This window comes from Enorma burkinafasonensis, from assembly GCF_902150035.1.
Classification (GTDB): domain Bacteria; phylum Actinomycetota; class Coriobacteriia; order Coriobacteriales; family Coriobacteriaceae; genus Enorma; species Enorma burkinafasonensis.
Map to the genome: position 1 here is coordinate 1 of NZ_LR597522.1, position 22,613 is coordinate 22,613.

General features: G+C 60.0%; 17 protein-coding genes and 2 pseudogenes. 8 read left to right on the forward strand and 11 right to left on the reverse strand.

What is annotated here, in order from left to right:
• Positions 1-222 precede the first annotated feature (222 nt).
• The 5 genes from FS885_RS08815 to FS885_RS08835 all read left to right on the forward strand — a co-directional run bounded on the left by FS885_RS08815 (position 223) and on the right by FS885_RS08835 (position 3,686).
• Positions 223-501: a type II toxin-antitoxin system RelB/DinJ family antitoxin gene (locus FS885_RS08815; RefSeq protein WP_144744697.1), complete on the forward strand. Its 279-nt coding sequence runs from the start codon at positions 223-225 to the stop codon at positions 499-501.
• A gap of 443 nt (positions 502-944) precedes the next feature.
• A complete protein-coding gene (locus FS885_RS08820; RefSeq protein WP_144744698.1) occupies positions 945-1,505 on the forward strand; it encodes an SLATT domain-containing protein in 561 nt (186 codons plus the stop codon).
• Positions 1,506-1,508: 3 nt separating this feature from the next.
• Positions 1,509-2,846, forward strand: a complete 1,338-nt coding sequence (locus tag FS885_RS08825; protein WP_144744699.1) for a reverse transcriptase domain-containing protein — start codon at positions 1,509-1,511, stop codon at positions 2,844-2,846.
• 281 nt (positions 2,847-3,127) lie between these two features.
• Positions 3,128-3,412, forward strand: coding sequence for a type II toxin-antitoxin system RelE/ParE family toxin (locus FS885_RS08830; RefSeq protein ID WP_144744700.1), 285 nt, complete (start codon positions 3,128-3,130; stop codon positions 3,410-3,412).
• Positions 3,399-3,686, forward strand: coding sequence for a HigA family addiction module antitoxin (locus tag FS885_RS08835; protein WP_246060937.1), 288 nt, complete (start codon positions 3,399-3,401; stop codon positions 3,684-3,686). Before FS885_RS08830 ends, FS885_RS08835 begins: the two co-directional genes overlap by 14 nt.
• A 95-nt stretch (positions 3,687-3,781) precedes the next feature.
• Here FS885_RS08835 and FS885_RS08840 read toward each other — a convergent pair.
• The 7 genes and pseudogenes from FS885_RS08840 to FS885_RS08875 form a co-directional block, all read right to left on the reverse strand.
• Positions 3,782-4,090 (reverse strand): annotated as a pseudogene (locus FS885_RS08840) (peptide chain release factor-like protein); the annotation flags it as partial.
• A 241-nt stretch (positions 4,091-4,331) separates the two neighbouring features.
• A complete protein-coding gene (locus FS885_RS08845; protein ID WP_222419907.1) occupies positions 4,332-5,039 on the reverse strand; it encodes a DUF4241 domain-containing protein in 708 nt (235 codons plus the stop codon).
• Positions 5,040-5,201: 162 nt separating this feature from the next.
• Entirely contained in the window at positions 5,202-7,364 is a 2,163-nt protein-coding gene (locus FS885_RS08850; protein ID WP_144744704.1) for a Tex family protein, read from the reverse strand.
• A 267-nt stretch (positions 7,365-7,631) separates the two neighbouring features.
• Positions 7,632-8,900: an SLC13 family permease gene (locus FS885_RS08855; protein WP_222419908.1), complete on the reverse strand. Its 1,269-nt coding sequence runs from the start codon at positions 8,898-8,900 to the stop codon at positions 7,632-7,634.
• Positions 8,901-9,085: 185 nt separating this feature from the next.
• A complete protein-coding gene (locus tag FS885_RS08860; RefSeq protein ID WP_144744705.1) occupies positions 9,086-10,039 on the reverse strand; it encodes a tRNA dihydrouridine synthase in 954 nt (317 codons plus the stop codon).
• A gap of 515 nt (positions 10,040-10,554) precedes the next feature.
• Positions 10,555-11,430: a metallophosphoesterase family protein gene (locus FS885_RS08870; RefSeq protein WP_144744707.1), complete on the reverse strand. Its 876-nt coding sequence runs from the start codon at positions 11,428-11,430 to the stop codon at positions 10,555-10,557.
• Positions 11,431-11,592: 162 nt separating this feature from the next.
• Positions 11,593-13,023, reverse strand: a complete 1,431-nt coding sequence (locus tag FS885_RS08875) for an alanine/glycine:cation symporter family protein (protein WP_144744708.1) — start codon at positions 13,021-13,023, stop codon at positions 11,593-11,595.
• Positions 13,024-13,977: 954 nt separating this feature from the next.
• Between FS885_RS08875 and FS885_RS10220 the strand changes: the two are divergent.
• The 3 genes and pseudogenes from FS885_RS10220 to FS885_RS08890 all read left to right on the forward strand — a co-directional run.
• Positions 13,978-14,367, forward strand: a pseudogene (locus tag FS885_RS10220) (TetR-like C-terminal domain-containing protein); the annotation flags it as partial.
• A gap of 333 nt (positions 14,368-14,700) precedes the next feature.
• Positions 14,701-16,599: an oleate hydratase gene (locus FS885_RS08885; protein ID WP_144744710.1), complete on the forward strand. Its 1,899-nt coding sequence runs from the start codon at positions 14,701-14,703 to the stop codon at positions 16,597-16,599.
• 212 nt (positions 16,600-16,811) lie between these two features.
• Positions 16,812-17,990 carry a helix-turn-helix domain-containing protein gene (locus FS885_RS08890; protein WP_144744711.1) on the forward strand — a complete coding sequence of 393 codons (1,179 nt, stop codon included), beginning with the start codon at positions 16,812-16,814 and terminating at the stop codon, positions 17,988-17,990.
• Positions 17,991-18,196: 206 nt separating this feature from the next.
• Here the strand turns inward: FS885_RS08890 and FS885_RS08895 are convergent, their stop codons facing one another.
• The 4 genes from FS885_RS08895 to FS885_RS08910 all read right to left on the reverse strand — a co-directional run bounded on the left by FS885_RS08895 (position 18,197) and on the right by FS885_RS08910 (position 22,348).
• Positions 18,197-19,576: a hypothetical protein gene (locus FS885_RS08895; RefSeq protein ID WP_144744712.1), complete on the reverse strand. Its 1,380-nt coding sequence runs from the start codon at positions 19,574-19,576 to the stop codon at positions 18,197-18,199.
• 337 nt (positions 19,577-19,913) lie between these two features.
• Entirely contained in the window at positions 19,914-20,285 is a 372-nt protein-coding gene (locus FS885_RS08900) for a hypothetical protein (protein WP_144744713.1), read from the reverse strand.
• Positions 20,286-20,629: 344 nt separating this feature from the next.
• Entirely contained in the window at positions 20,630-22,063 is a 1,434-nt protein-coding gene (locus FS885_RS08905; protein ID WP_144744714.1) for an ATP-binding protein, read from the reverse strand.
• Positions 22,064-22,096: 33 nt separating this feature from the next.
• Complete coding sequence (locus tag FS885_RS08910) at positions 22,097-22,348, reverse strand: kinase to dihydroxyacetone kinase (protein WP_144744715.1); 252 nt, start codon at positions 22,346-22,348, stop codon at positions 22,097-22,099.
• Positions 22,349-22,613: the final 265 nt, after the last annotated feature.

Below are 22,613 nucleotides of genomic sequence, written 5' to 3' on the forward strand. Positions count from 1 at the left end.
TCCGGACATGCCGTCCTCCGATCTCCCGGGGCCGGCCGATCCGGCCCTCAGGGTATCGGGTTCCCACATTCATCCGCACATGTGCGGATGAATGTGGGAGGTGTTCGGATAAAGTTGATAATCAAGGGCACGCATTTTAAGGATAGCCGTACAGCGTGAACAATCTCACAGCAAATGGGTATGTGATACAATGCATATGCAATGTCAATGCAATGAGTGACAATGGCTAAAAGCGCATCGATCAGCATGAGGGTCAATCCGCAGATCAAGGCAGAGGCAGAATCAATTTACGAAAGCCTCGGAATGACGCTTACCGAAGCAATCAACATCTTCCTGCACAAATCGATTCTCGAGGGCGGGCTGCCTTTCGACGTTCGGCAGCCGCGGTACAACAGCGAGACCGAAGCGGCGATGCGCGAAGCTCGCGACATTCTTGCCGGGAAAATGCCCGCTGAGTCCTATGACTCGGCATCGTCAATGTTCGCCGCATTGGACGAATAACCGAACATGACGCTCAGGTTAGTCCCCCACCTCGCAATTCAAATGCAACTATAAGCGGAGTAGAGCCCGCGGTCGCTCGCGCAAAGCCACCGATGAAACAGCAAGCCATCGGAGCACCCATCGCGCCTTTGCGATACTTGGCCTCGCGACAGTGCACGGCAGCGAGAGTCCGGTTACCCCCAGCGAGACAATAGCGTCACCACCGCACGGATTAACAACAAAAGGGAATCAGCGCACGCGCGAGGTAAAATAACGATGTGCGAAGCGGCGTTGACGATTTTGTCGGCTGCAGACAAACGGACACAACCTGATTGCTTTTCGTTTACCGCAGCAATGGTAACCTAGAGGTCGCAAAGCCTATTGGACTCCAATGGTTCAACTTGGAGTGTTTTTTCGCTTTATTATAGCGTCGCTTCGCATAGAGCTAGGGAGGCAGGAGACGAGTGAACACCAAAAAGGAGGAATACCTCCCAGACATTATTCAAATGACCAGAAAAGCCCGAATTGAAGCAGAAAGACGTTTGTTAAGGAGCAATGCCCTTCTCAATCATGCGACTATCTATTATGCATGCACTACAACTCTTCTAACCCTTGTCCCCCTATTCTTTGATATCAGCCATGGCGCTTTGCGCGCAATTCCTTTCCTCTCAACTTTTTCGGCAATTGTAATCACCCTATGTTCGACTTACGCATCGGCGCAAAACTATGGAGTGAGAGCAGAACAGATGCGCGAAAGCTATTTGGCTATGCAAGAGTTGTTATTTGAACTCGATAGAATACAGAATAGTGCTGAGCCACGCCCAACTGACATTGATGGCATCAGTAGACGCTATATCGAGATTCTTCAAAGAACAGAAAACCACTTGCCAATAGATCATGAAATTGCGGAAAAGAATCATCGAGCTATCGTCTGCAACACCATAACCAATTTCTTCGTGCGTCTTCTCATTTATGTAGCGCCCGTCCTCGCTTCAGCTGCATTCGCGTTAATCATCTTTGGATAAACCATGTATGCTTCTACATCGTTTTCCTACCGCTTCCGGCACAAACGCCTAAAGGAAGTTTTTTACTCCGATATTGTTAACGCACCGACGGTTGGGATTGATAGGATGACCGCCGAGGCATTTGAAGCAAATTTGGTCGAGAACCTCAAAACGATCAATAAAAAAGTTCTTAACGGGAAATACCGTTTTACAAACTACAGGCAAAAACTGTTATTGAAAGGAGCCAATAAGCCACCTAGGGTAATCTCTGTTCCTACGATACGAGATAAGGTTGTTATCAAGACTTTATCGCGCATGCTCGAAGATGTTTATGGAAAAGAGTGTAAACCCGATCAACCGCAGGCAGTTGTTCAACTCATTATCTCTCGCCTGTCCGAAAATATCTTTGACAGTTATATCAAAATCGATATTCATCATTTTTATCAAAGCATCGACCAAGATAGACTTCTGTGCTTTCTTGGAGAAAAGATAAAAAAGAAAGAAATACTGTCTCTGATTGGGCGCGCAATAAAAACGCCAACAGTACCCATCGGTTCTTCCCAAAAGAAGAGGCGTGAATCAGGAATACCGGAAGGCTTATCGATATCAAATCAGCTTGCCATTCTTTTTTTAAGCCAATTAGATACTAAAATGAAAGGTCAGCAGGACTGCGCCTATTTCCGATATGTGGATGACATCCTTATTCTCTGCAAATCTGAAAACGTAGAACGCATCAAAGACGAAACGGTTGCCTCTATTAATGAGTTGGGTCTCATGGTCAACAATGACAAGACCACGAATGCATTTATTTCGTCTGATCCTATCGAATATTTAGGCTACGTATTTGCGCAAAGCCAAATCACCGCCCGACAGTCATCTAAACAAAGATTTATCAACTCACTTGAACGCCTAGTCAAAAAGGTTGTCAAACACCCAGAGGATAAATCTCTCTGCTACAAACTCAATTTGCGTATAACCGGCTGCAATGTCTCAAATGACAAAGGACAATTTCACCGCTATGGTTGGCTACAATACTTTTCCAGAATTAACGACTTGGCCTATTTAGGACAGGTCGATTGGCTCGTCAGAAAGTTTTTCTCAAGAAACAAGTCTGCTCCTCCTGCAGATCTGAAATCGCTACGCAAAACATATTACGAGCTGAACTACAACTGGAGAACGAGTAGTTATATTCCCGCTTTCCGCACAAGCCCATCTCCTTCAGAATGTCGTGCGTTCCTGGAAAATGCACTTGGGAAAGCCGTTAGCGACGACACATCCGATGCGGAGCTAATCCATATGTATCGAAAACAGATACGTTTGTTGACAAGCGAACTGGAAAGAGATATTGGAGCGTTATCATAAGCTATACATACGATATAGTTATCGCCTTCAAGCGATTGGGCAGCGCAAAAAATACCCCCATTACCTCCCCACATCAGCGGGGCTATCGAGAGCAATGGCTTATCGGATGCCGTAAGCTTCCAGTTTCTCATGAGCTCATCCTTATGCTACCGATACCCACGTTGTTGAATAGTGTCAAACCGCTCCTAGACATGCACCCGATCAGCTCATCCGCCTTTTCATTATTGAAATGGAGTGTCAGAGCACCTATACTACTGTTTAACAGAAGTATTGGAGTCGCTATGGAGTTTGCCGACAAAGATCTTCAGCAATTCTGGGAAAGCAACGGAGGGACATGCCCTAGGCGCATCCCTTCGGATTGCAGAAAAGTGCTGTTCCGCAAGCTGCAAATGCTCGACGCTGCGCACGCGATACAGGACCTTCGGATTCCCCCTAATAACAGACTCAAACGCCTTCAAGGCAATCGCTTTGGGCAATATTGCATTCGCGTAAATGACCAGTGGAGGCTTTGCTTCACTTGGTCAGATGGAGAACCAAAAGGGGTTGAGTTTTGTGACTACCATTAACAGCCTCATTTCCACACCCGGCGAGATTCTGCTCGAAGAGTTCCTACAGCCTTTGGGTATTTCGCAATATCGCCTCGCCAAGGCGATCAACAAGCCGCAATCCGCAATCTCAGACATCGTTCACGGGCGGCGCGCCATCAGCGTTGAGATGGCCTGGCTCCTCTCCCGCGCGCTCGGAACCACACCCGAATTTTGGCTCAACCTAGAAACGACCTATCAGATCAAGTCGTTCGATGAGAGCGAGCTCCCGACTGTCGAGGCGCTCGTCGAGTAATCTCGGCGGCCTGAAGCCGTATTCCGAGGGCGCACGTCACCCGGAATGCTACGGTTGCCGAGTGAACACAGCGCCCCAAGCTCGCAAGTCCGTCTCTACCACTCATCCCCGGCACGGCCGCGCTGTCGCTTGATCTGGGAACGGCGGCGCTTATCCGCCAGCCGGCGCTCGCGCGCGGCCTTGGGCACCTTGGTCTTCTTACGCACGCGCGGAGGCTGGGCGCGGCGCTTTATGGCCTGAGAGATCTTCTGCAGGCAGAGCTGGCGGTTCTGGAACTGACTGCGCGTCTCGCGCGCGGTCACGGTGATGCCCGTGGGGACATGCGTCATGCGCACCGCGGAATCCGTGGTGTTCACCCCCTGACCGCCGGGGCCCTTCGCCCGGAACACCTGCACCTCGCAGTCGCGCGCAAGCTCGTCGCAACTCTGTCGAGCGTATTTAGCATAATCGCGCCAGTTCATCCGCACCTCCTCTCCCTACATCGAAATGAAACGGGAAGCCCGGTTTCTGTGTTCCACAGAGAACTCCATCTTCCCGTATCAGCGAAACGTCAATGCAAAACATGAGACGCATATTATTACGTATCACGTTTCGTGCCACGTTGAAACGAAACCATAGATGGCAGCAGCCGGACCAGCGCGCCAACTACACGTCGTAGCACTCCACGATGTCGATGAAGTGCACGTACACACCGCAGATCTCGCCCTGTGCGTCGTGCCCGAAGTAGACCGGGTAGGCTCCGTCACCCCAGCCCGCTGTGCACATAGCAAGGTTGCAGTCCGTCCCGGGCACCGTCCAGTTGAGCCAGTCACCGCCCTCGGTCTGGTACTGGGGGTTCAGCCGGGCGTTTTCCTCCAGCAGCCCGAAGAAGAGATCGTCATACGGATTGATGTCCTCGTCTTCCTCAAGCCGCTTCGCCCAGTAGGCCTGGAACGCCTTCTGGGTCTGGATGTCCGCGATGCAGCCCATGCCGGCATCGACGCCGAACCCGAAGAACGCGCCGTCCTCAAGCTCTCCCGATAGGTCCTCGTCGCCGATCATGCCCAGCTCGTACCGAACGGGCTTCTGGTCGCTCACCGCCACCTTGATGCAGGCATAGCGGTCGCCGAGCTGTTCGTCAACGACCACGCAGAGCTTCACGGGGTACGTTCCCGCGGGAATGGTTTGGATGAAGGGCCGCGCGTCCTCAAGCCACACCAACGGGTCGCATGCGAACACCGTGCCGGTGGGGATGTTGATGCTGCCGATGTCCAGTACGTCAACCGGCATGCAGCCGATGGTCTTCTCGGAGAAATACGCATCCAGGTCAACTTTGCAGTCAAGCTTGTCCTTGACCGCCTCGAATTGGCTCATCCACTCCGTCGTAGGCATAACGAACCTCCATCCTCGCCCGGATGCCCTCCGTTGCCCCATCATACTCCGCCGGATTCGGCGCCAACGGCTGCAAGGGGCCGACCGGTTGCCTCCAACCGCCCTGCGGCTTTGCTGAGAACAACCGGTCGGCAGCGGTTTGCCCTACTTCCCCTGCACCATGGTGAGCGAGATCTTGCCGCGATCGCGGTCGACCTTCTCGACCCACACCTTCACGGTATCGCCCACGGCCACCACGTCGCTCGGGTGCTTCACGAAGCGCTTCGCCAGCTTGGAGATGTGCACGAGGCCGTCCTGGTGCACACCCACGTCCACGAAGGCGCCGAAGTCGACCACGTTGCGCACGGTGCCGGTGAGCTCCATGCCCGGCTGCAGGTCGTCGATGGAGAGCGCCGCGCGGCTGAACACGACCTCGGGCGCGTCGTCGCGCGGGTCGCGGCCGGGCTTCTTGAGCTCGTCGACGATATCGATGAGCGTCATGAAGCCGCAGCCCAGCTCGCCTGCGAGCGTTGCCACGTTGCCCACGCGCTTGTCGATGTCCGGGATGCCGCCCGCCGCAAGGTCGGCCGCCGTCACGCCGGCGCGCTCGAGCACCTGCGTGGCCACGGCATAGCTCTCCGGGTGCACGCTCGTCGCGTCGAGCGGGTTCTTGCCGCCCGAGATGCGCAGGAACCCCGCGCACTGCTCGAAGGCCTTCGGCCCCAGCTTGGGCACCTTCTTGAGTTGGTTGCGGTCGGTGAACACGCCGTTCTCCTCGCGGTACGCCACGATGTTCTTGGCCACCGGCTGCGTGATGCCGGAGACATAGCCCAGCAGGCTCGCGCTCGCCGTGTTCACGTCCACGCCCACGCGGTTCACCACGTCCTCCACCACGTTGCCGAGCGTGCGCGAGAGCTCCGCCTGGTCAAGGTCGTGCTGGTACTGGCCCACGCCGATGGACTGCGGCGGGATCTTCACGAGCTCGGCAAGCGGGTCCTGCAAGCGGCGGCCCAGGCTCATGGCGCCGCGCGTGGTCACGTCGAGCTCCGGGTACTCCGCGCTCGCCAGCTCGCTCGCCGAGTACACGGACGCGCCGGCCTCGTTCACGATGGTGTAGCGCAGGGCGGGTGCCTGCTCGGCGATGAACTCCGACACGACCTCCTCGGTCTCGCGGCTCGCCGTGCCGTTGCCGATCACGATGGTGTTGATGCGGTGCTTCTTCACCAGGCGGGCGAGCTCGCGCTTGGTGCCCGCCACGTCATGGCGCGGCTTGGTGGGGTACACGACGCCATGATCGAGCAGCTTGCCCGTCTCGTCCAGCACCGCGACCTTGCAGCCCGTGCGGAAGCCCGGGTCGAGCGCGATCACGCGCGCGCCGCGCACCGGACGGGCCGAGAGCAGGCTCTCGAGGTTCTTGCCGAAGACCTTGATGGCATCCGCCTGCGCGCGGACCGTGAGCTTGGCACGCAGCTCGCGCTCGAGCGAGGGCGCCATGAGGCGCTTGTAGCCGTCGGCGACAGCGGCGTCGAGCACCGGGGCGAAGGGGCCCTGGCGGCGCGGCCAGCGGGAGCCGAGGCGCGCGACGGCGGCCTCGGTGTCCACACCCACGCGCACGCGGAGCTTGCCCTCGCGCTCGCCGCGATCGATGGCGAGGATGCGATGGTTGGGGATCTTGCGCGCGGGCTCGGAGAAGTCGTAGTAGGGCTCGTACGGTGTCTTCTCGCCCGCATCGACCGCCACCACCACAACCTCGCCCGTGCTCTCGGTGAAGGAGCGCAGGTCGGCGACGTTCTCCGGATCTTCGGCGACTGTCTCGGCCACGATGTCCTGCGCGCCCGTAAGGGCTTTCTCAGGCGTATTGTAGCCGGCCTGGACAGCCTCGGCGGTAACATATGCGGCAGCCGCATCGAGCGGTGTCGCGGCTCCCTTGGGCGCGACCTGCATGATGATCATGTTGGCGAGCGGCTCCAGGCCAGCCTCGCGAGCCTTCTGCGCGCGCGTCTGGCGCTTCTTGCGGTAGGGTTTGTAGAGGTCCTCCACGCGCTGGAGCTGCGTGGCAGAGCGAATCTCGGCCTCGAGCTCGGGTGTGAGCTTGCCCTGGGCGTTGATGAGGACGATCACATCCTCTTTGCGCTGTTCGAGATTGCGCAGGTAGGTAAGGCGGTCGCCCAGGGTGCGAAGCGCGACGTCGTCCATACCGCCCGTGGCTTCCTTGCGGTAGCGTGCGATGAAGGGAATCGTGTTGCCCTCGTCGATCAACTTGACCGCAGCCTCAACCGCAGCAGGCTTAAGACAGAGCTCGGCTGCAAGTGTCGCAATGATGTCCATCGGATTACTCCCCGAATCGTTGGTTCAAAACCGCCTGGCACCGCGCGGCACCAAGCGTTGGCTTCCTGGAGCGATTAGCATACCCGCCCGTTCGGACACCCGCAACACGGGCTGCGGGAGTGAGGCCATGGCCTCCTGATTTGGCTCCCAACGTCTGCTCAGCACCTTTCGGGCATGATTTTGCAGAAAAGAGGGGGTATAGAAAGACTTATTCTGCAAATAACTGCCTAAGAACGCACCAAACGTCAGCTCGACGCTGCACGCCAACTACGACGCGACGAGTCCAAGGACCACGTGCAGCGCCAGCAGCGCCACCAAAAACACGACGTTCCAAGCGGTGAAAAGCGCGAAGTATCGTCCCTTTTCGCGTGGCAGCACGAGTGCGATCTGCTTGTACGAGATGAGGCTCGCCATCGAGGCGATGAGCGTACCGAGGCCACCGACGTTGGTGCCCACGATGAGCGCCGACCAGTCGTTGGTAAAGCCCGAAAGCAAAATGGCCGCCGGCACGTTGGAGAGCACTTGGCTCGCGCCCACCGCCACCGTAAGCTCATGGCCGTTCACCGTCTGCGCGATGAACGCGTTCACCGGCTCGATGCGCCCCATGTTGCCCACGAACACGAAGAACGCCACGAAGGTGACAAGCAGAGCATAGTCCACATGCGCAAGCGCACCGCGGTCAACAGCGAGGCCCACTACAAGCGCCGCAACCACGGTTACCTCAAACGGCAGTACGCGCGCGACCGAGAACAGCGCGCAGACGAACACGGCAAGCCAGGGCAGCGTGCGCGCAAGCGCGATATGCGGTGCACCAACGGTCCTCGCATCTGACGCTACGTTGACAAGAGCTGCGCCTCCATTCGCATCGGCGGACCCCACGCTTCCATTTGTCTTGGCACACACCGCTCCCTCATCCGCATCGGAAGAAACGACGCCCCTGCCCGCACCGTTAGCCGCCCCGCCATCTCGGCCAAACACCGCAACCGCTGCAACCAGCAGCGCAAGCGCACCCAGCGTATAGGGCAGCATGAGCAGCAGAAAATCGGTCAACTTCATATGCGAAGCGGAGTAGAGATACAGGTTTTGCGGGTTGCCCACCGGCGTGAACATGCTGCCCAGATTGGCCGCGATGGTCATCATGACTACGGTAAAGCAGGTGAGCCGTGCAGAGCCCAACGCGCCCAAGGCCAGCAGCGCCAGCGGGACGAACGTCACGAGCGCGACGTCGTTGGTGATAAGCATGCTGGAAAAGAAAGCGAGCAGGGTAAGTGCCAGGCACAGACGGCGCGGCCCTCGGGCCACGGCAAGCAGGCCCCGGCACGCCGCGCTGAACACGCCGAGTCGCGAGAGGCCCGCCATCACCGCCATAAGACTGAAGAGCATGCCAATGGTACGCAGGTCAACATAGCCGAGGTACGCCGCATCGAGCGGCACCGCGGCGCACGACAGCACTGCCAGCACCAGCGCCACCGCAAGCACCGGGTCCTTACGGACCACCTCGCCCACACTCATGAATCGCCTGCGCATTGCAGCCATGGCCCCTCCCCCGCGACATTGCCCAACCGCACATACCGCGCGCACGAGAAGCGCGGCGCGCTGCAACCTACCGGCAGCTTTGCTCGAACCGCATTAGTATACGGCAGCGCCACGACAGTCGGCAGCGCTACGACAATGCGCCGCATGGCACTGCGGAAGGAGGCAATCGAGCCACACCCTTCGCCCTACGGCTCAAAACGAGGAACCTCGGCCCGCTCCTCCGTCTGAAACACGCGCTCGACTTCTGCCTGGTATGCCTCGACCGTGCGCGCCTTTCGCACCGCGCGATGTACTGCCTGCGGACGCGCAAAGAAGAACCTAGCGTAAGACCACCACTCCTTCATACGGAACACCGCGTTGCCGCCTATCTCGGCCTCATATGCGCCAAAGAGCCTGTCGTGGAACTGCCTGAGTTCAGCCACAGTGGCAGCCGGGCCGCCGGCAAGCATGCGCGCAAGAGCGGGGTTAGCGAGAATGCCCCGCCCCAACATCACGTGGCGCGTCTCGGGGTACGCTTTGACCAGATCCGCCATGTCGTCGACGTCGAAGATATCCCCGTTATAGGCCACGGGGAACGGAGCCCGCTTGAGCGTCTCGCCGTACAGGCGCCGCCGCGGCGCGCCCTGGTAGCGGTCTTTCTGAACACGGGGATGAACGATGAGCTCCTTGAGCGGAAGACGGCAGTACAGCTTGAGGATCTGCTCATACTCCTCATCGCTTTGAACGCCGACCCTCGTCTTGACCGACACCGGAAGGCTCGACCGTTCGCACACGTCCTGCAGAAAGACGTCGAGCTCACCAAGGTTTCTGAGAAACCCGGCACCCTTCCCCTTGGCGACGACCGTCCCGGAAGGACAGCCCAGGTTCAAATTCACCTCGGAATAACCCATGCCGGCGAGCTGGCGCGTCGCCCACACGAATGCATCGGCATCGTTCGTGAGCAACTGGGGAACAACATCGAGACCCTGGTTGCGCTCAGGGTCGACCTCTCGATACGCCTTGCCGCCAAACGAGGAGCCCACCTGCGGAGGCGCGAGAAACGGGGTGTAGTAGCGGTCAAGCGCACCGAAGCACTCCGCGTGAACCCTGCGGAATATGTTCCCCGTTACCCCCTCCATGGGAGCCAGCGAGAATATCATCGATCTTCCCTTCGGTCGAAAGCCATAGAATAGCAGGCGCATGCTTATGGGCCAAACCGCCTGTATGCCAAGCCAGTTGCGCATCAAACCGGTTGCGCGCCATGCCGGAGCCAGGCCATTGTCGTGGTTTCTCTGTACGGCTGCATGCCGCATGCGCAGCACGGGAACACCTTAGGAGAGCTGCAGAGGAGGGGGTATTATGTCGAGTAGGAAGCCTTCAGCGCGGGCGAAGCGCGTCGCTGCGTTTCGTTCGAAGCTTGCGGGCGCGGACGACGCGTTCGAGCGCGAATCCAAACGATCCCACGCGCTTGACATCGAGCGCGAGCGGGCGCGCCGAGAAAAAGCCTGCGCCTCGAAGCGGCGGTACCCCTCCCGCGATGATGCCCTCGACGCCATAGCTGCCTGCGAGGAGCATGGCCGACGGGGCCTGAGTGCCTACCGGTGCCCCTATTGCAACGGATGGCATCTCACCTCTCACCCATGGTCGAACGCGACGTGATCTTGTGTGCCGCGCCTTAGCGCACGCCAGAGAAGAACGGGTTTCTTATCGTCCAATCCCAGATGTGCTCCGGCCAGCTCGCAAGGCCCAGCGAATCCCACTCAATCGCAGAGACCGCCCTGCCCTCAACCAGCAACATGCTTCCATCGCCCATCGGCGCAAGATGGCTGCTCAGCGAAAAGGTATCGCAGAACATCAGGCGCTCTGCGGTGTGCTCACCGTCGGCTGCCGGCATGTTCCACAGCTCGATTGATGCAACGGGCGTATGACCCACGATTTGGTTGAGCCCCGGAAGCGGGTCATCGAGGAGCTCTGTCCGGTCTGCCCAAAGCGGTCCCGGCAGCGCCAAGCCGCCGCGGGCGGGCCCCGCAGAGGCAAGTGTATAGAGGCTCTTTTGGTCACCGGCATCGAGCAGGGCGTTCAGTGCATCGCAAACCGCCACTGTGTCCGACTCTTCGCCATTGCCCGGGGCGACCTGAGGAAGGAACTGGCGCGCCCAGGCGCCCGTGACGCCGGCATGGGTCACCAGCGCATCCCCCACAACCGCTGCCGCCACGGCCTTCAGCTCGCTCAAGGCCGCGCGGGCCACGGGCACGAGCGACATCAAGGTCCCGGGACCGGGCTCGCCGAGCACATACTGCATGTCGTGATTGCCGAGCACCACATCAACCGCAATACCCTCCGAGCGCCGGCGCTTGACCCAACGCAGCAGCGCATCGACCCCGTCGTGGTACGCGATGGTGCCCGCGTGCCATTCGTCGAGGTAGTCGCCGCAGAACACCACGCGCTCCACCCCGAGCTGCGCTATCGCGCGGTCCACTCCGGCGAACACGGCGTCTTCCTTGAGGTGCGTGTCGCCCACAACGAGCGTGCGGGTGGTGGGGCTGCACATGGCGTCCTCCCTCCAGGACAGTCATCACGCAAGCGAGCAGGGCTCTACCGTAGCAAAAGGCGGAAGAGGAGCGGGTGCGAATATGGCCAACGGACAGCATGGGCGCGCGCGATGGACGCCTGGAGATCATCGCTGCACGCTGGAAACCAACGCTCCCAGATGTTATTTATCCCGGAACGTGAGCAAATCGCGGTAATCCGTGTTGCGTGGACGCCGCAGGTCGGGGTCGCGGAAGAAATCCTGCGAGAGGCGCTTGATCACGGGTGCGAGCGCGATGAGCGCGATGAGGTTGGGAATCGCCATGAGGCCGTTGAAGCAGTCGGCGAACTCCCACACGGCGTCGAGGTTCGCCACGCAGCCCGCGAACACCATGGCAACGTATGCCACCTGGTAGATGCGGATTGCCACACGGGCGCCCCGGCGCGCGCGGAACAGGTACTCCACGCACTTCTCGCCGTAGTAGTACCACGCGATGAGCGTCGCGAACGCGAAGAGCATGAGGCCCACCGTCACCACGTACTGGCCGCCCGGGATGCTCTGCCCGAACGCCGCCGAGCTCATGGCGCCTTCGGACATCATGGGGTCGGCGCACCAAAGCCCTGAGGTGATGATCACCAACCCGGTGATAGTGCACATGACGATGCTGTCGAAGAACACCTCGAACGTTCCCCACAGGCCCTGGCGGGTGGGATGGTCGGTGTCGGCGGAGGCGTGTGCGATAGGCGCCGAGCCCATGCCCGCCTCGTGGGTGAACACGCCGCGCGACATGCCCACGCGGCAAGCGTACATGACCGTCGCGCCCACGAAGCCGCCCGTTGCCGCCGTACCGGTGAAGGCATCGCGGAGAATCATGCTGATCGCCGCCGGGATCTCGGCCACGTTGATGACGAGCACCACGAAGGCGGCGATGAGGTAGAACACTGCGGCGAAGGGTACCAGCACCTCAGTGATCTGCGAGATACGCTTGATGCCGCCGATGAGGACGAGCCCGGCAAGCGCCGCCACGACGGCCCCGATAGCGGGAAGCGGGACGCCGAAGGTCGCATTCACGCTGGTAGCAAGCGAGTTAGCCTGCACGCTCGCCCCGATGCCGAACGACGCCAAGAAGCCGAAGATGGCAAAGAGCACTGCAAGCCAACCGGCTCCCAAGCCGCGCGAGATGTAGTACATGGGGCCGCCCACGATCTCGCCGCGCTCGTTGCGGGTACGGTATGCAACCGACAACGTGACCTCGCAGTATTTGATGACCATGCCAGCGAGCGCGCTCAGCCACAGCCAGAAGATCGCGCCCGGCCCGCCCGTCACCACGGCGAGCGCTACGCCCACGATGTTACCTGTGCCGAGTGTGGCGGCAAGTGCGGTGCACACCGCTTGGAAGGGCGAGATGGCGCCCTCCTCAAGCTCGTCCTTATTCGGGCGGCGGAACAGCGTCTTGGTGGTGTAGCGCATCACGACGTTGAAGCGCGCAAAGACGACGCCCTTGGTAACGATGAGCAGGAACACGCCCGTCCCGATCATCAGCACGACCATGGGAATGCCCCACAGCACGTTGTTGTTCAGAGTGGCCAGCATGGACATGATCTGGTCAAACATGGATTCCCCTCGATAGGCCTCTAAGCGGCAGCGCGCAGATAGCACAGCTTAGGGGTTCAATGTACACGCTCCGTGTTTCGGGGATGTGAACGCTGGCGCTCCAGGTAGGCATCCATGAGCTTGAGCTCGATCCTCTTGATGAAGCTTTTGCCGATGTTAGATCAAGGCTCTGACACAACACGCAGTTGGTATATCGCGAGAACGCTCAGGGATCCCTGCCCTCCCGCACGTGGGGGTCCCGGGAAATCGACCATGTTCTGCGACGCAGCCTATAAGTAAAACCATCGTGATGCGGGCGGATGGCGGTTCCGTGCCGGGGCTGGGCCCGGGGACGCCGATCCTGGCGACGGCGCCCCCAAAGAGCTGCCGTGGATAGGGTTCCGGCGCCGGACCGGGGCCGGGCTAGCCCGAGGCCCCCGGGGCGGAAACGTCCATATCCCCGCATCTCGAGACGGGCTCGAAAATCGAGATCCCGCTGGATGGATGGAATCGGCCTCTCCGGGGCCGAAACCGTCCGATCAGAGGGATCTCGGCGGGATGAGGCCGGATCCGGACGCACCGAGATGCGGACGGATAGCCACTTTTCGGAGAAGGCCCTGCCTTGGCACGCGGCTGATATGCCGCAAGAGAGCGCAGGGGCTCCCGCCCGCCCGCACGTGGAGGTCCCGGGAAATCAACTAAGTGCAGTGACAGAGCCTAGACCAAAAGAGGCGTAGATCCCTTCGTCGCAATCGTTGCAGGTAGGATCCCATGCTTTTATCTAGACGGTCAAATATAGGAGTATTACTCCTAATGTTCGCACGGGTATACGGAGAGAAACGACCACTGGGAGGGCCCATGCCAAGTCAGCTCACCAAGCGCGCGCTCGAGGAGTCGCTCAAGCGCCTTTTGCTTACGAAGCCTCTGAACAAGATCACCATCGCAGACATCACCAACGACTGCGGCATCAGCCGCATGACGTTCTACTATCACTTCCAGGACATCTACGACCTGGTCGAATGGGCGTGCGAAGAAGACGCCGCGCGGGCCATCGCCGGCAACAAGACCGCCGACACCTGGCAGACCGGCCTTCTTGACACATTTCTCGCCCTGCGCGAGAACAAGCCCTTCATCGCGAGCATCTACCACGACATGAGCCGTGAACAGGTTGAACGGTTCCTCGTCCCCGTGGTGAGCGACCTGGTGAAAAGCGTGGTCGACGAGCACGCAGCACGAAGGCATGTGCGTGAGCAGGATAGGAATTTCATCGCGCGCTTCTTCGCCCACGCGCTCATCGGGACGGTTCTGGACTGGATCGCCCTCGATATGCGAGACGACCCGCAGCAGCTGGTGCAGCGCGTGGCCACCATCGCGGACGGCGCCATCGAGACCGCGCTTGACCGGCTCGAGATCCCCGGAGGCTACGTCGCCGGAAGCGAGGGGAACGTGCCAGAAGGGCCCGCCGTGTCGTAAAGGGCGCGACGCGGGTCTCGACCGCGCTTCTCGACCGTTTCCCTCGCCCGCACTTCTCGACCGCCCCTTCCCGTCAGCTTCTCTCACCCGTCTGTACAATCCGGCCGTATTGATAAGAAACCGTACAGAGGCGCAGCACTGTTTATGGTGCGCCGCCCGCCGTGGCCCCACCATGGAACTAGACGCACGGGACACGCCCGATGCGCACGTTAGAAAGGTGCTGCCATGTACTATTCAAGCGGCAACTACGAAGCATTTGCTCGTCCCGAGAAACCCGCGGGCATCGAGCACAAGAACGCCTACATCGTTGGCACGGGCCTTGCGGCGCTCTCCGCGGCGTGCTACCTCGTTCGCGACGCCCAGATGCCAGGCAAGAACATCCACATCTTCGAGAAAGACAGCGTGCCCGGCGGCGCATGCGACGGCCTCGACATTCCGGGCCTCGGCTACGTCATGCGCGGAGGCCGCGAGATGGACAACCACTTCGAGGTGATGTGGGACCTGTTCCGCTCCATCCCCTCCATCGAGACGCCTGGGGTCTCCGTCTTGGACGAGTACTACTGGCTCAACAAGGAGGACCCCAACTACTCGCTCTGCCGCGCAACGAAGAACCGCGGGCAAGACGCGGGATGCGCCGGGAAGTTCGGCCTCTCGGACAAGGCAGCCATGGAGATCATGGAGCTCTTCTTCACGCCCGACGAGGAGCTCTACGACCGCCCCATCACCGACTTCTTCGATGACGAGGTGCTCTCGTCCAACTTCTGGATGTACTGGCGCACCATGTTCGCGTTCGAGAACTGGCACTCCGCGCTCGAGATGAAGCTCTACATCAAGCGCTACATCCACCACATCGCCGGGCTGCCGGACTTCTCGGCCCTGCGCTTCACCAGGTACAACCAGTACGAGTCGATGGTCTTGCCCCTCATCGAATACCTCAAGGCGGCGGGCGTGCAGTTCCACTTCAACACGAAGGTCGAGGACATCAGGTTCTCCATCGGAGGTGGCATGGGTCCGGTGCGTCCGCGCACCGGCACCGGCCAGGACACCATCCAGCGCATCCAGCAGGCAGCCTTCCCGCGCAACCCCTACAGCTCGCCCGCGAAGAAGGTGGCGACGCGCATCGTGCTGAGCCGGACGGCCGCGAGCGACGAAGCCGAGCCCGGCGCGACCACGGTCATAGACCTCACCGAGAATGACCTCGTCTTCATCACCAACGGCGGCTGCGTCGAGAACTCCACCATGGGCGCGCAGGACAAACCTGCTGCATGGAAGCCCGAGCTCGCCCCGGGCGGCGGCTGGGACATGTGGCGCCGCATCGCGGAGCAGGACCCCAGCTTCGGCCGTCCCGACACCTTCTGCGGCGATGCCGAAAAGACCAAGTGGATGAGCGCCACGGTGACGACCCTCGACGGCGAGATCCCGCCCTACATCCAGGCGATCTGCAAGCGCGACCCCTTCACCGGCCACGTGGTCACCGGCGGCATCGTGACCTGCACCGACTCCAACTGGCTCATGAGCTGGACGCTCAACCGCCAGCAGCAGTTCCGCGACCAGCCCAAGAACGAGCTGTGCGTGTGGGTGTACGGCCTCTTCCCCGACGAGCCCGGCAACTACGTGAAAAAGCCCATGCGCGACTGCACCGGCGAGGAGATCTGCCAGGAATGGCTCTACCACATGGGCGTTCCGGAGGACCGCATCGCCGAGCTCGCCGCGCACCATGCCAACACGGTGCCGGTCATGATGCCCTACATCACGGCGTTCTTCATGCCGCGCGCCGCAGGAGACCGCCCCGACGTGGTACCCGACGGCGCGGTCAACTTTGCCTTCATAGGCCAGTTCGCCGAGACGCCGCGCGATACCATCTTCACCACCGAGTATTCCATGCGCACCGGTATGGAGGCCGTCTACACGCTCTGTGACGTGGATCGCGGCGTGCCCGAGGTGTGGGGCAGCGTCTTTGACGTGCGCGACCTGCTCATGGCGAGCGTGAAGCTCCGCGACGGCAAGCCAATCACCGACATGAAGCTCGGCCTGATCGAGCGGTTCGCGCTCAAGGAGGCGCTCAAGAAGGTCAAGGGGACGGACATCGAGAAGGTCCTGAGGGAGTTCGAGGCAATCCCGTAGGAACAGGCGCCGCAAGACAAGATCCTCAACAGCTGCTACACACCCCGCCGTGACCGTCAACGTCCCCACCATGGTCACGGCGGGGACATCGCGCCCTGGTTGACCCGTTGCGCTCAAAGTCAACTGCTGCTCCTTTGATTCCACCGGAGCTTGATTCCATACTGGAAGCAGCAGCCGGCCGCCATCCGTTCATCGCAATGAAGGGACAGCCCATGAGCGAATCGATCAACATCGGACGCACCATCGCGCGAGAACGGCATCGCACCGGCATAACCCAAGAAGCCCTGGCGACGCATCTCGGCGTCTCGAAGGCGGCGGTATCCAAATGGGAGCTCGGCCAAAGCCTGCCGGACATAAGCCTTCTGCCGCGCATCGCCGCGTACTTCTCGCTCACCTTGGACGAGCTCTTTGACTGGCACGACGCGCTCACCGAAGCCGAGTCGGCCGCGCTCTACGCCGAGGTCTACGCGCTAGCCGAGCAAGATCGAACCGCAGCGCACGAGCGGCTGCGCGCGCTCGCTGCCGAGCACTACTCGGACGCGAATCTTCTGCTCATGCTAGTATCGCTCCTCACCCTATGGGCCGCAGGGATGGCCACACCGCTCGCAGCGTCGCCCGACCAGGACGGCGCCACCGGCGGTGAGGCCAACGCCCCGTCCGACGCAGATGCGCTCACAGACGAGGCGCTTGCCTTGATCGACCGTGCACTCGAGGTTGCAACGAATCCGGCGATTCTCTTCCTCGCGCAGCAGCAGAAGGCAACTGCGCTCTTCCAGGCAGAGCGCCACGAAGAGGCGGCGGCACTCCTGGAGCCGCTCGTTCGCCGGCAGGATGCGGGTGCGCCGACGATGCTTCTCGCCTCGTCCTACCGCAAGCTCGGACGCGACGACGAGGCACTCGAGCTTCTGCAAACAGAGCGGCTGCGGGCAGCGAACTTCGTGCTCTCGTCCCTCGTGCAGGAGGTGGGCATGCGAGATGACGCCGCATTTGCGCAGACGGCCGACGCGGCCGCCCGCGCGATCTTCGACACGCTGGGCATGGGTGAGATGAATCCGTTCTTCTCTGCCACGATATCTTTCGAGGTGGCCGAGACACTGCGCCGTACGGGTGAGAAAAACGGCGCCCTCGCCGCGCTCGAGCGCGCGGTGAAGGCCGTGATCGATGCCCCAGCGGACCCTGATACGGCGGCAACCGAACTCTGGGACCATTTGGACGACCGCCTCGACCCCGCACGTTTCGGCGAGGCATGGGCAGAGCACAAGGCACACCAGACAGACGCGTTGCGCGCTGCCCTGCGCCAAAACGCCGCCGAACGCGTTCTCTCACCCGAATGGCGCGCGTTCGCGAACGACGATGCGCGATACCAGAAGATGGTGGCATCGCTTTCATAACCAGAGAGAGTGCATCCGAGCAGCTAGGCGTTGCCATGGCTGAAGGTCCGGAGCTCATAAGCCAGCATCTCGTTACGCTCCGCGATGTTCCTGCTTCGAGCCCCCGATGATGGCTCGTACGAGATACGGCTCACCTCACAAGCGAACTACCTGCCACCCATCCGGTAGAACACCCAGCCCAATTTCTCGTGAAGCGCCTTAACAGCTCATTCCATAGCCCCGCTCACCAGCTGCGCCGCGGGCTCTGGAAGCCACTCGATCTTATCGCCAAAGTCCGCCATATCCTCATCGTATACGTGCATGAAGTCGAGAATTGTCCCCAGATGCTTGGGAAACATGCTCTCACAGTACACGGGAATGGTGTCGTGAGGAACTACGCCAACAAGATCCTCTCCCTTGAACCGCGCAAGAATCGCACGCGCATTGCAAAGAATTACGGGCAATCCCGCACGCTTGAGGGCAACATAGAAGCTTACCGCCTCGACCGACCTGTTCCACGCGTTGCCCGAAACGGCATAGTAGTACCCCCAGGTTTTCTTCGCTTCTTGGAGCTCGGCGTCGCTAAGCTCTCCAAGGCGATGGCGAAATTCCATCTCCGGCCTGTCGTGACAGACGGCTAAACTCACATGAGTGGAATTTCCGCCGCGACACACCTCCCACGGATGCCCGCCGGAGCGACTCCGATCAAAGTACCACTTCTCCCATGCCTCAGGACTCGAAAGGTCAATGCCCGATCCAGAATGGAAGCTCTTTTTCTTACCGGTAAGCCCCTCGTCGCGCCCGTCTGCATAGCGCAAATACAACTCGTCAAGCGGTAGGCGCTTACCGCCTTTTCCGTGCACGTCATATCCACACGCCTCGTATCCAAGCGCACATGCGGCCAAGAAATCGTTGCCCGTCATGGAGGACAGGCGACTAATCTTTCCCGCATCCTCAGCATCCGATGCGGCATATGAGCAGAACGCTTCGAACGTATCGATATCCATCCCATCGAAGAGAGCCGCCCTGGATTCCGGCTCGCATGCCCAGATAACGCTTCGCGAAACAACGCCAACGCGATGGAAATACGGAAGCTCGTTGGCAACGGTCTCGTTATACGTACCGCTCCTCAAGGCGCCCATGCTTTCGCCCGCAGCTCGGGCAAGCAGCTCGAGAAGTGCAAGCAGGCGTTCCTCATGCCAGTCGCTCTCAGTAGGCTCCCGACCAAGATCGGCGCAGACAACAGACACCCTGCCAACCGATACCGCCTGGCAATATTCGTTCTTCACGACGATGAGCTCGTACCACTTATAGGCATCTGAGTATTCGCTCTCCCATAGCGCAATGTATCCCTCGTATGAGTCCACTTCCCCCTCACCCAGCAGGTCCTCATAGTTGTCGAAATCGTCTATGCTCCCACGCGGAACCTTGAGCCAAATGGACTTCGCCTCATTGTTGGTAGTCAGCGGCGCAAGATCATCCAACGCTTCAAAGACCCGGTCGAGCGCGCCAAGCACCTTGCGCGTCTGTGCGGTGGGATTTTTGTATCCCCTATCAAAGCATCCGAGAAGTCTGTCGATATCCGGTGCAACGAGTTTCCATTCCATGCGGCCCTCCTTATCAGATCGTGAAGCCTATTGCATCAGACCCCGGCAACTTGCCCAGCAAAACAGAGGGCTGAGCCGAGCTCTTGCGCCTCGATGTCGAGGTAAAATCGCCGTCCCTCAACCTCAACCCGATATGACCCCTCCTCCGAAGGCGCGGTGGCATCAAGCGCCCCGAGCCCATGCCGCAACTTAACCCTTCTGCGGTGCCCGGTAGACAATCGACTTCCGCTTTCATCCGATCCATAATCGTCCCGTTGAGCTTTATATCTGCCAAGCGCGCAAGCCCGCGTGTCGACCCCTCATCATCGCAGCGGTACTGCAGAAACATCTCATCACCTCAACGATTAAGTTCTTGAGCCCACGAGGTGAAATAGCTCATGAATCGACTTCCAGCACTATGGAAGAGTCGGGGTTGCTCTATTGAATCATGAGCAAGCTGTTGATCAATCTTGAGCAACGAGGCGTCATCGGAATCCACCGCGCGGTAGTGGCTAAGGTCGCCGACATCCCAGAGTACTGGCACGAGAACATAACAAGATTGACGCTCAACGGAAGCCGAACGCACATATGCAAGAAGAGCCGCCGGGTCGGGTATTCCAACGGCACGAACCGCCGCGAGAAGCCCCACCTCGTTGGGAAACCGGCGGATTCTCTCCTGCAATATCTCAGCTGAATCGCAAAGGATCTTAAGGTTGCCAGCACCGTTCATAGCGCCTCCCGCCCCCTCGTTGCTCGGTCGTTACGCGGTGACAAATCCGTCATGCACAGCGTAAACGCTTGGGCGGACATAAATCGCCCAACCGGCAGAGACTGCAAGATCAAAATCAACGCCAACGGGACCGCCATGTCGCACAGGCTCCCTGTTTCGAGCCTATAGAACCCTTCTGATAAAGGTTGATTTTGCGACACAGATGGGGTGGCCATGAGATCTCATCAAAATGAGTGAGCGGCTGGTATGAATCGCATCGCAGATCGCGCCAGCCGCTTCTAGGCATCAGAACGCTTGGAAGGCAGAGGCAACCGCCTCAAATCGAGGATGCCGAGAGAGCCCCCTTATTTCAAATCATATCGCCTATTGCGGTTTGCGCCCGTCGCCACCACGATATCCCTCTTCACGAGGCGGCGCATAACATCACGCAGCGTCCGCTCCGGAATATCGAGGGCGTCTGACATGACCGGAACAGCAGAGGAGCCACTTTCGAACAGATACGCGCAGACGGCTCGCTCATTTTCAGACAGCGTATCCCACGCATGTGCTGCGGTACCGGAAGCCGCAACGGCGGTGGGTGCGCCTCCCGTCGCCGGCGGGTTGTCGGCGGGTTGTCGGCGGGTTGTCGGCGGGTTGTCGGCAGCAACGGCCTCCGCACGGGTGAAACGCACGTGAACACTGGCGCCCCGCTGAAAGACCTCGACAGGTACGTTCTGCTCGTCGCAGGCGTGCCATATGCGGCGAAGGCCCGTGCCGTACGTCTCGATGTCACCCGAGCGGTAGAGGGTGCTTGCGATGAGCTGGTTCCGCGGCTTCGAAGCGGTCTGTGCTCCAGAAAGGTAGTCCTCAGGCGCGAAACCAACAGGAAAGCTGCCTGGATTGTAGATGTCCACAGCATCCCAGAAAATGTCGATCTGAACAGCGGCGGAGTCCTCATAGCGGCGGTGACAGAAGGCGTTGTAGAGCGCCTCGCGAATCGCGCTCAGGGGGATCTCGGGACGCTCCGCGCGGTGGAGAGAAGCACCGTCGATGATGAACTCACGACGCGTGTTGTTCAGGATGTATGTTTCAGCAGCCTTGACCATGCCGAACAGCGTGCCCGCTTCCTGATGGTTGTCGAGTATCTGCGTACGGCTGGCATTCCCGAGCACGCCCATGCGCAACATGGGGTCGAGCGAAGTGCAGAAGCATACAGCTGCGGCATTGGTAAGCCTGCCATCGTCGCAGAGGAGGCCGAGACGGGAAAGCACATCCCTCGCACCGGTGTAGGAGAAGGGAATCCGCCCACGCTCAACGCCTCGCGCGACGTAGGCCCGCAGCGTGTCCTCATCCACGTCCGCGACTGGCCTGCCAGAGGGACGCCGATCCCAGGGGGTCCTTCCCGCGGAGCGTTCGAGCATCATCTGCTCGAGAAGGGCTGCACCTATAGGCAAGTCCTCATCGGCCGAACGGATGCGGTAACGCCCGTCACAGGCGTAGGGGCGGTCGCCGCCGGCGAAGGAAACCTTGACGTAGGCTCTCCCGTCCTCGGTCTCAAGGCGCTCGATGGCAGGTACGACCCTCGGCTCGATCCGGTTGGTGAAGGCCTGCGAGATGTCGCGCAGGGTCTTCTCGGAGACGTCCTGTCCCACGACCTCGCCGTCGGAGGGACGCACGCCAAAGTAGAGAGTTCCGGAACCGTGCTTGTTCAGAATTGAGGCGACCGACTCCATGGCCTCGCGCATCTCAGAAGTGCTGCGCTTGTGCTCAGTTCGCTCGTCTTCCATGCCGAGGTTCATCGGTCGCCTCCTCTGCGATCGTGATTTTGCAGTTTAGCCCTTAAGCCCCTTGGCCTGGCGGACCATGTCCTCGACAACTATGTCGTAGATCTCACCGACCGTGGCGCACCATTCGAGCACTCTCCACGGCTCGTTTGTATGGTAGTGAATCTTCACGAGGGACTCGTCGCCCACAACGAGCAGGCAGTCCCCGTCGAACGCCTCGTTGAAATGGTCCTCGATGGTCGCGACATCCATGTCCTGCCCGTCGATAAGGAGCTGGGTGTCGTACCGATAAGCTTCCATCAACGCCCCCTTCAGCCTCGTAAAAAATACGATTTCTCATGTTAGCACGTGTGCGATGCGCTCGAAAAACGGTGGAGCCACGGACCTGACGCGACCCCACCGTTCTATTATCTTGCTATATGTACGAACGTTCGTTCGCTACTCCCACTCGATGGTTATAGTTTTGCCGCCCCGTCATTCCAGTTACACCCAGTTTTCGGTGCCGCCTCGAGCCGAGTGCCGCCAGGTGACACCATGTCGCGTTTCGTCGGCTTTGGGGACAAAA

Excerpts from the sequence above, each read along its gene's own strand:
- FS885_RS08885 (WP_144744710.1), top strand. The coding sequence starts at position 14,701 with ATGTACTATTCAAGCGGCAACTACGAAGCATTTGCTCGTCCCGAGAAA.
- FS885_RS08830 (WP_144744700.1), top strand. The coding sequence starts at position 3,128 with ATGGAGTTTGCCGACAAAGATCTTCAGCAATTCTGGGAAAGCAACGGA.
- FS885_RS08845 (WP_222419907.1), bottom strand. The coding sequence starts at position 5,039 with ATGAGCCAATTCGAGGCGGTCAAGGACAAGCTTGACTGCAAAGTTGAC.
- FS885_RS08900 (WP_144744713.1), bottom strand. The coding sequence starts at position 20,285 with ATGAACGGTGCTGGCAACCTTAAGATCCTTTGCGATTCAGCTGAGATA.
- FS885_RS08890 (WP_144744711.1), top strand. The coding sequence starts at position 16,812 with ATGAGCGAATCGATCAACATCGGACGCACCATCGCGCGAGAACGGCAT.
- FS885_RS08855 (WP_222419908.1), bottom strand. The coding sequence starts at position 8,900 with ATGGCTGCAATGCGCAGGCGATTCATGAGTGTGGGCGAGGTGGTCCGT.
- FS885_RS08860 (WP_144744705.1), bottom strand. The coding sequence starts at position 10,039 with ATGATATTCTCGCTGGCTCCCATGGAGGGGGTAACGGGGAACATATTC.
- FS885_RS08910 (WP_144744715.1), bottom strand. The coding sequence starts at position 22,348 with ATGGAAGCTTATCGGTACGACACCCAGCTCCTTATCGACGGGCAGGAC.
- FS885_RS08905 (WP_144744714.1), bottom strand. The coding sequence starts at position 22,063 with ATGAACCTCGGCATGGAAGACGAGCGAACTGAGCACAAGCGCAGCACT.
- FS885_RS08850 (WP_144744704.1), bottom strand. The coding sequence starts at position 7,364 with ATGGACATCATTGCGACACTTGCAGCCGAGCTCTGTCTTAAGCCTGCT.
- FS885_RS08870 (WP_144744707.1), bottom strand. The coding sequence starts at position 11,430 with ATGTGCAGCCCCACCACCCGCACGCTCGTTGTGGGCGACACGCACCTC.
- FS885_RS08895 (WP_144744712.1), bottom strand. The coding sequence starts at position 19,576 with ATGGAATGGAAACTCGTTGCACCGGATATCGACAGACTTCTCGGATGC.
- FS885_RS08815 (WP_144744697.1), top strand. The coding sequence starts at position 223 with ATGGCTAAAAGCGCATCGATCAGCATGAGGGTCAATCCGCAGATCAAG.
- FS885_RS08825 (WP_144744699.1), top strand. The coding sequence starts at position 1,509 with ATGTATGCTTCTACATCGTTTTCCTACCGCTTCCGGCACAAACGCCTA.
- FS885_RS08875 (WP_144744708.1), bottom strand. The coding sequence starts at position 13,023 with ATGTTTGACCAGATCATGTCCATGCTGGCCACTCTGAACAACAACGTG.